Source organism: Roseateles sp. GW821-FHT09B06, assembly GCF_059418245.1.
The window spans coordinates 95,782-102,711 of the sequence record NZ_JBWKPM010000017.1; the positions used below are offsets into that span (position 1 = coordinate 95,782).

General features: G+C 71.0%; 9 protein-coding genes and 1 tRNA gene. 2 read left to right on the forward strand and 8 right to left on the reverse strand.

Translation table 11 applies throughout. The features are described 5' to 3' along the window. The first annotated feature begins 37 nt into the window (after positions 1-37). Together AC07OQ_RS15710 and AC07OQ_RS15715 are read left to right on the forward strand one after the other, a co-directional pair. On the forward strand, positions 38-583 hold the full coding sequence (locus AC07OQ_RS15710; protein WP_495054071.1) for an Mpo1 family 2-hydroxy fatty acid dioxygenase: 546 nt from the start codon (positions 38-40) through the stop codon (positions 581-583). After that, a complete protein-coding gene (locus tag AC07OQ_RS15715) occupies positions 580-1,605 on the forward strand; it encodes a 2-dehydropantoate 2-reductase (protein ID WP_495054072.1) in 1,026 nt (341 codons plus the stop codon). The genes AC07OQ_RS15710 and AC07OQ_RS15715 overlap by 4 nt, the downstream gene beginning before the upstream one ends. 32 nt (positions 1,606-1,637) lie before the next feature. On the opposite strand, the gene AC07OQ_RS15720 is transcribed toward AC07OQ_RS15715, so the two are convergent. The 8 genes from AC07OQ_RS15720 to AC07OQ_RS15755 form a co-directional block, all read right to left on the reverse strand. Continuing rightward, the gene (locus AC07OQ_RS15720) at positions 1,638-2,534 is read right to left on the reverse strand and encodes an aspartyl/asparaginyl beta-hydroxylase domain-containing protein (RefSeq protein ID WP_495054080.1); all 897 of its coding nucleotides are present in this window, start codon (positions 2,532-2,534) and stop codon (positions 1,638-1,640) included. Between the two features lie 77 nt (positions 2,535-2,611). Next, complete coding sequence (locus AC07OQ_RS15725) at positions 2,612-3,430, reverse strand: TOBE domain-containing protein (RefSeq protein WP_495054073.1); 819 nt, start codon at positions 3,428-3,430, stop codon at positions 2,612-2,614. Beyond that, complete coding sequence (locus tag AC07OQ_RS15730; protein ID WP_495054074.1) at positions 3,427-4,089, reverse strand: ATP-binding cassette domain-containing protein; 663 nt, start codon at positions 4,087-4,089, stop codon at positions 3,427-3,429. The genes AC07OQ_RS15725 and AC07OQ_RS15730 overlap by 4 nt, the downstream gene beginning before the upstream one ends. Next, positions 4,086-4,763: a molybdate ABC transporter permease subunit gene (gene modB / locus AC07OQ_RS15735; protein ID WP_495054075.1), complete on the reverse strand. Its 678-nt coding sequence runs from the start codon at positions 4,761-4,763 to the stop codon at positions 4,086-4,088. The genes AC07OQ_RS15730 and modB overlap by 4 nt, the downstream gene beginning before the upstream one ends. Further along, positions 4,763-5,521 carry a molybdate ABC transporter substrate-binding protein gene (gene modA / locus AC07OQ_RS15740; protein WP_495054076.1) on the reverse strand — a complete coding sequence of 253 codons (759 nt, stop codon included), beginning with the start codon at positions 5,519-5,521 and terminating at the stop codon, positions 4,763-4,765. The genes modB and modA overlap by 1 nt, the downstream gene beginning before the upstream one ends. Before the next feature lie 116 nt (positions 5,522-5,637). Beyond that, on the reverse strand, positions 5,638-6,228 hold the full coding sequence (locus AC07OQ_RS15745; RefSeq protein WP_495054077.1) for a nitroreductase family protein: 591 nt from the start codon (positions 6,226-6,228) through the stop codon (positions 5,638-5,640). A gap of 29 nt (positions 6,229-6,257) precedes the next feature. After that, a tRNA-Sec gene (locus AC07OQ_RS15750) sits at positions 6,258-6,353 on the reverse strand. 22 nt (positions 6,354-6,375) lie between these two features. Next, positions 6,376-6,930: SelB domain-containing protein (locus AC07OQ_RS15755; protein WP_495054078.1), on the reverse strand; the 555-nt coding region annotated here is incomplete at its 5' end.

Consider the following 6,930-nt stretch of genomic DNA (forward strand, 5'->3'; position numbering starts at 1 on the left):
GAACTAGCATCAAGTCATTCGAAATCGGAGAAAAGCCATGGCCGCCAGTCCCTTCCGCCCCGCGCTGGATCTGATGGTGCAGTACGCCCGCTACCACCGCGACCGCCGCAACATCGCCACCCATTTTGTCGGCATCCCGCTGATCGTGTTCGCGATCGGCATCCTGCTGGCGCGCGCCCAGTTCGGGCTGGGCGGCTACGCGCTGAGCGCCGCCTGGCTGCTATGGGGCCTGTCCACCATCTGGTACCTGACGCGCGGCAATCTGGTGCTGGGCCTGGCCACGGCCGGGGTCAATGCAGTGCTGATGGCGCTGGCCGAACCCTTCGCGGCCGGCTCGGCCGCATCCTGGCTCGCCTGGGGCATCGGCGCCTTCGTGCTGGGCTGGATCATCCAGTTCGTCGGCCATTACTACGAGGGCAAGAAGCCGGCCTTCGTCGATGACCTGGTCGGCCTGCTGGTGGGCCCGATGTTCGTGGTCGGCGAGGCGCTGTTCGCGCTGGGCTGGGGGCGCGGCCTGCTGGCCGAGATCGAGCAACAGGCCGGCCCGACGCATCTGCGCGACCTGGCCCACCCTGCCGCGTGAGCGCCCTGCCCTCGCCGAGCGGGCCCGTCCTGGTGATGGGTGCCGGCTCGATCGGCTGCTTCCTGGGCGGCGCGCTGGCGGCCGCCGGGCTGGAGGTGCATTTCGTCGCCCGGCCGCGCGTGCTGCAGGCCCTGCGCGAGCGCGGCCTGACGATCAGCGATCTGGAGGGCCGCCGGCAAGACCTGGCCCCGGGCGGCCTGCGGCTGCACGAGGCCCCGCCCGCCGGGCTGAACCCGGCACTGACCCTGCTGTGCGTGAAGAGCGGCGCCACCGCCGACGCGGCCCGCCAGCTCGCCGCGGCCCTGCCCGCCGGCAGCGTGGTCGTGTCGATGCAGAACGGCGTGGGCAATGTGGAGCGGGCCCGCGAGGCGGCGCCGGGGCTGCAGTGGCGCGCCGGCATGGTGCCCTTCAATGTGGCCGAGCTGGCGCCGGGCCACTATCACCGCGGCACCGCCGGAGGTCTGGCGGCCGAGCAGGACGCGGCGCTGGAGGCGCTGCGCCCGGCCTTCGCGGGCTTCGGCCTGTCGCTGCGGCTGAAAAAGGACCTGCGCCCCGTCCAGTGGGGCAAGCTGCTGATCAACCTGAACAACCCGGTCAATGCGCTGTCGGGCCGGCCGCTGCGCGCCGAGCTGCTGGAGCGCGGCTACCGGCGCTGCTTCGCGGCGCTGCAGACCGAGGCACTGGAGGTGCTGCAGGGCGCCGGCATCGCCGTGGCGCCGGTCACGCCGGTGCCGCCGGAGCGTTTCGCGGCGCTGCTGCGCCTGCCGACGCCGCTGTTCCGGTTGCTGGCCGCGCGCATGCTGAAGATCGACGCCAAGGCGCGCTCCAGCATGGCCGACGACCTGGCCCTGGGCCGCACGACCGAGATCGACGCGCTGTGCGGCGAGGTGGTGCGGCTGGCGCGGCGCGAGGGGCGCCAGGCGCCGCTGAACGCGCGCATGCAGGCCCTGGTGGAGGCCTGGTCGCAGCGGCCGCAGCCCTATGGGCCGCGGGAGCTGGAGGAGGCGCTGGGGCTGCGTTAGCGGCCGGCCTCTCGGACCGGCAGGGGGCTATCTCAGACGAAGATCCAGTACAGCAGCCCCAGGATGAGGGCCCATTTGCCGATGTAGTAGGTCGGCCGGCTCTTCTTCTTCAGTTCCTTGCCCCAGATGCGGATCTTGTAGGCATAGAAGAAGAACTTGTTGAGCGCGCCGACCGGTTCGCCCTCGACGTTCTGGGTGGCCGAGGCCGTCATCACCAGGCGCGCGAACCCGCGGTTGAACCAGCGCACCGGCGCGAAATACAGCGGCCGCTCGACGTCGCAGAACAGGATCACGCGCTGCTGCTCGGTCGTGTTCTCGGCGTAGTGAATGAAGGTCTCGTCGAACAGCACCGCCTCGCCGTCCTTCCAGTGGTAGCGCTGGCCGTCCACCTCGATGAAGCAGCCGGGCGAGTTGGGCGTGGTCAGGCCCAGGTGGTAGCGCACCGAGCCGGCATAGGGGTCGCGGTGGCGTACCAGGCGGCTGCCGGGCGGCAGCGAGGCGAACATCGCGGCCTTCACCGTCGGGATCTGGCGCAGCAGCTCCACGGTCTTCGGGCACAGCGCCTTGGCCGAGGCCAGGTCCTCGCCGTACCACTTCAGGTAGAAGCGCTTCCAGCCGGTGCGGAAGAAGGAGTTGAAGCCGATGTCGTTGTAGGTCGACGCAGCCTTGATCTGGCCCTCGTCGTTGAGCTTGAGCGCCTCCTCGCGGATCGTCTGCCAGTTCTGCTGCAGCAGTTCCAGCTCCTTGAACTGCTTGGCGTCCAGATAGGGCGTGGCCGGTGCGCGCGAGAACAGGTACATCAGCGCGTTCACCGGCGCGATCAGCACCGTGAAGTCGGTCAGCGCGCGCGCCAGGCGAAAGCGCACCTTGCCGCGGTAATGGGCGTAGAGCGCCGAGGCAACAAAGACCATCAGCACCCAGTAGCGCAGGGGAATAGACGACATCGCGCCCGTCCTTCTCGGAAACCGTGAAAGCCGGGATTATCGGTCCCGCGCGAGAAACGCGCCTAAACCAGGCTACCGAGGATCACGCTGGAGGCCTTGAACAGGGCCGTGACCGGCCGGCCCGGCGCCAGGTCCAGCGCCTGCGCGCTGGCCTGGGTGATGGTGGCGGCCAGGCTCTGGCCGCCACCGATGTCCAGCAGCACCTCGGCATTGACCGCGCCCGGCGTCACGGCCAGCACCGTCCCGGCCAGCTGGTTGCGCGCCGAGAGCTTGGCGCCCTCCAGCTCGGTGGCCAGCAGCACCGAGCTGGACTTGACCAGCGCGAAGGCCGTGGCGCCCAGCTTCAGGCCCAGCTGCTCGGTGCTTTCGCGGGTGATGATGGCCACGATCGTGGCGCCGCCCGGCAGGGTCAGTTGCACCTCGTCGTTGACCGCGCCGGCCCGGTAGCCGCTGACCTGGCCGACGAACTGGTTGCGCGCACTGGTCTTCATGTTCAGCATCCTCAGCAGCTGGAAATCGCGCGAGAGGTCGGCGCCCTCCGCGCTGAGCTGGCGCACGAAGCGCTGGTGCACCGCCTCGATCTGCGCAAAGCGCTCGGCCAGTTGGCGGCCGCGTTCGGTCAGCCGGGTCGAGCCGCCGCCGCGCCCGCCGGTGCTGCGCTCGACCAGCGGGGCGCCGGCCAGGTTGTTCATCTGCTCCACCGCGTCCCAGGCCGCCTTGTAGCTCAGCCCGACCGCCTTGGCCGCCCGCGTGATCGAACCCTGCGCGCCGATCGCGCGCAGCAGCTCGATGCGGTTTGCGCCGCCCAGCTTCGCGCCGCCCACACTGAGCCACAGGCTGCCATGCAGCGCCAGGTCCTTGCTTGTCTTGCGCTCCGTCACCGCATGCGCCCCTCGTCCATCTGCAGCACGGCCTCGCCCAGGCGCTGCACATCGGCCTCGTCGTGGGTGATCAGGAGCATCGGCAGGTTCAGCCCGGCCTGCAAGTCCGCCAATTCGTCGCGCAGGCGCGCACGCAGCGCGCTGTCCAGCGCCGCGAAAGGTTCGTCCAGCAGCAGCGCGCGCGGACCGGCCACCAGGGCGCGCGCCAGGGCCGTGCGCTGGCGCTGGCCGCCCGAGAGCTGCTCGGGATAGTGACGCGCCAGCGGCTTGAGCCCGAAGGCGCCCAGCCAGCGCTCGACCTCCGGATGCTCGAGATGGCGCGCGGGATTGCGCCAGCCGCCCTGCAGGCCGAAGGCGATGTTCTGCAGCACCGTCAGATGCGGAAACAGCGCATAGTCCTGGAACACATAGGCCAGGCCGCGCTCGCGCGCCGGCACATCGATGCCGGCCCGGTCATCCAGCAAGACCTGACCCTGCACCCTGACATGGCCGGCGTCCGCGCGGGTCAGGCCGGCCATGACCTTCAGGGTCTGGCTCTTGCCCGCGCCCGAGGGGCCGAACAGCACCAGGCGGCGCGCATCGCTGCGGAACGCGGCCCACAGCTCGAAACGCCGCCCCGCATGCACGAAGGCGCGGCGCACGTCGACGTCCCAGATCATCGCGTCACTCCCGCCACGCGCCCCGGCGCCAGGCGGCCGGCGCTCAGCAGCACGACGATGCAGGTGATCGAGGTCACCAGCACCAGGAAATTGGCCGTGCCGTCCTGGCCCGCCTGCACGGCCTCGTAGACCGCCACCGACAGGGTCTGGGTCTTGCCCGGGATGCTGCCGGCCACCATCAGGGTGGCGCCGAACTCGCCGGTGGCGCGCGCAAAGGCCAGCAGCACACCGGCCAGGATGCCGCGCCAGGCCAGCGGCAGGGTGACGCGGAAGAACAGCGCCGTCTCGCTCAGGCCTAGCACGCGCGCGGCCTGCTCCAGCTGCGGGTCCACCGCCTCGAAGGCGGCGCGCGCCGACTTGAACACCAGCGGGAAGGCCACGATAGTGGCCGCGATCACCGCGCCCTGCCAGGTGAAGATCAGGTTGATGCCGAATTCGGCCTGCAGCCAGGCGCCCAGCGGGCCGTTGCGGCCGATCAGCACCAGCAGGTAGTAGCCCAGCACCGTGGGCGGCATCACCATCGGCAGGGTCAGCAGCGCATCCAGCAGCTCACGCCCCGGGAAGCACAGCCGTGCCAGCGCAAAGCCGACGCCCACGCCCAGCAGCAGATTCAGCGCGGTGGCCCAGCCTGCCACCTTCAGGGTCAGCAGCAGTGGAACCCAGGCCTCGCCCATCAGGGTTGGCCGAAGCCGTAGCGGGCGAGCACCGCCTGCGCCTGCGGGCTTAGCACGAAGGCCACGAACCTGCGTGCCTGCTCAGCCTGCGGGCTGGCCGCCACCGGAGCGATCGGATAGAGCACCGGGCTCTCGGTCGGCACGGTCAGCGCCACCCTCACCTTGTCGGGCAGCAGGGCCGCGTCGGTGGCATAGACGAAGCCGGCATCGACCTCGCCGCGCGCCACATAGTCCAGCGCCTGGCGCACGTTCTGCGCGGCGATCATCTTGGGCGCGATCGCGCCCCACAGATTCGCCTTCTCCAGCACGGCCTTGGTGTAGCGCCCCACCGGCACGCTGGCCGGCAGGCCGATCGCGACCCGTCCATAGACTGGCCGGGCCAGGTCAGCCACGGCCCTGGGCGCCGCGGTCCTGGCGGCGCTGGGCACGATCAGCACCAGGCTGTTGGAGACGAAGTTCCTGCGCTCGGCCGCCTTCACCAGGCCCTGCTGCTGCGCCTGGCCCATGGTCTCCTGATCGGCGCTGGCAAACACATCGGCCGGCGCCCCCTTCGCGATCTGCTGCAGCAGCGCACCCGAGGCGCCGAAATTGAACTGCAGCTTGCTGCCCGGGTACTGCGCCTCGTAGAGCGGGCCCAGCTCGCGGAAGGCCTGGGTGAGGCTGGCGGCGGCCGAGACGGTCAGTTCGGCGGCCCCGGCCAGGCCGCTCAGCAGCAGGCCGGCCAGGCCAAGGACGATGCGGGAAGCGGGAGTCTTCATCGCGATGCGGCGTCGGGTGTCGTTATGTACAAGTGTACACATCGAAATCCGGCGCAGCTTCACCCGCAATGACGGCAGCGCTGTATCGACAACTAAATAACGTTGGCGGACGGCCGTCAAGCCTGCGGATCCTGCCCCCAGGGCTGCAGCGCCACCTCCGGCCCCGGCTTGCGCGAGGGGCCGCTGGGCGTCTTGGCCGGGGTGCCGAGCGACACCCAGCCGACCAGGGTCTCGCCCGGCGCGCAGAAGGCCGCGGCGATCTGCGGGTTGCGCACCTTGGCGCCGCTGAGCATCTTGCCGCCGTAGCCCAGCAGATGGGCGGCCGTCAGGAACTGCGCCAGCGCCCCGCCCAGCGCCGCCCATTGCTCATGGGCCGGCACCTGCGGATGACCGAGGTCGATGCGCGCCACCACGGCCACCGTGACCGGCGGCTTCAGCGCGCGCTCGGCATCCAGCGCCACCCCCGCCTCGTCCTTGCCCGCCGCGCGTGCCGCGTCGGCGAACAACTCGGCCATGCGCTGACGCGCCGCGCCGCGCACGACCTTGAAACGCCAGGGCAGCAGTTCGCCGTGATCGGGCGCCCGCAGCGCGGCCTGCGTCATCAGCGCCAGCTCCGCATCGCTGGGCCCGGGCTCCAGCAGGTATTTCGGCCCCACCGAATAGCGCCCCAGCAGGGCTTGCAGGGCCAGTTCCTGTGCTTCGTTCATGACCCGACTTTACGGCGATCCCGGCCTCGTGGCGGAGGGGAATGGGAGTCGAACCCACCCGGCGGCGCATGGCGCCACCCACCGGGTTTGAAGCCCGGCCGACACACCGGTGTCGTCTCCCCTCCGCAGAACCTATGGTCCGCGCCCTCAGGTCTGTGACGCGTCGGCCCGCCCCTCGTCGAGGAACAGCGCCGATTCGCCGCGCAGCCGGTGCACGTCGCCGACGCGGCGCAGCAACCCGACACGATCGAAATATTCCAGCAGCTGGATCGCGCGCTTGCGACCCAGGCCGGTGGCGTCGCGGAAGTCCGCGGCCAGCACCTGCCCCTCCCCCTGCCGCGCCAGGCGGCGCGCAATGCCCGCCAATGTGCGCATCTGCGCCAGATCGTAGTAGAGGTCTTTCACCACTTGATGCACCTCGCCCTGTTGCGCCAGGCGCGCCAGGGTCGTGCGCATCAGGGCCTCGCCCTCGGCGCTGTCGCGCGCCAGATCGCGCGCCCAGGCCCCCTCGGATCCGGCCAACTGCAGCAGCGGCGCCACCTTCTGCGCGATGCGCTGCTCGGCGGCCGACAGCAGCACGCCATGCTCGGCCAGGTGCACCAGGGCGCCGCGCTGCGCCAGTTCGCCGCCGGCGCGCAGCCGCGCCAGCAGCGCCCGCCAGAGCGGCTCGGGCAGGCGCGGTGCGGCCAGGCGGCGCAGGCG

What these genes read in the sequence shown, in the direction of transcription:
- AC07OQ_RS15745 (WP_495054077.1), bottom strand. Translation starts at nt 6,228, where the DNA reads ATGAACGAAGCACAGGAACTGGCCCTGCAAGCCCTGCTGGGGCGCTAT.
- modA (WP_495054076.1), bottom strand. Translation starts at nt 5,521, where the DNA reads ATGAAGACTCCCGCTTCCCGCATCGTCCTTGGCCTGGCCGGCCTGCTG.
- AC07OQ_RS15730 (WP_495054074.1), bottom strand. Translation starts at nt 4,089, where the DNA reads ATGATCTGGGACGTCGACGTGCGCCGCGCCTTCGTGCATGCGGGGCGG.
- modB (WP_495054075.1), bottom strand. Translation starts at nt 4,763, where the DNA reads ATGGGCGAGGCCTGGGTTCCACTGCTGCTGACCCTGAAGGTGGCAGGC.
- AC07OQ_RS15710 (WP_495054071.1), top strand. Translation starts at nt 38, where the DNA reads ATGGCCGCCAGTCCCTTCCGCCCCGCGCTGGATCTGATGGTGCAGTAC.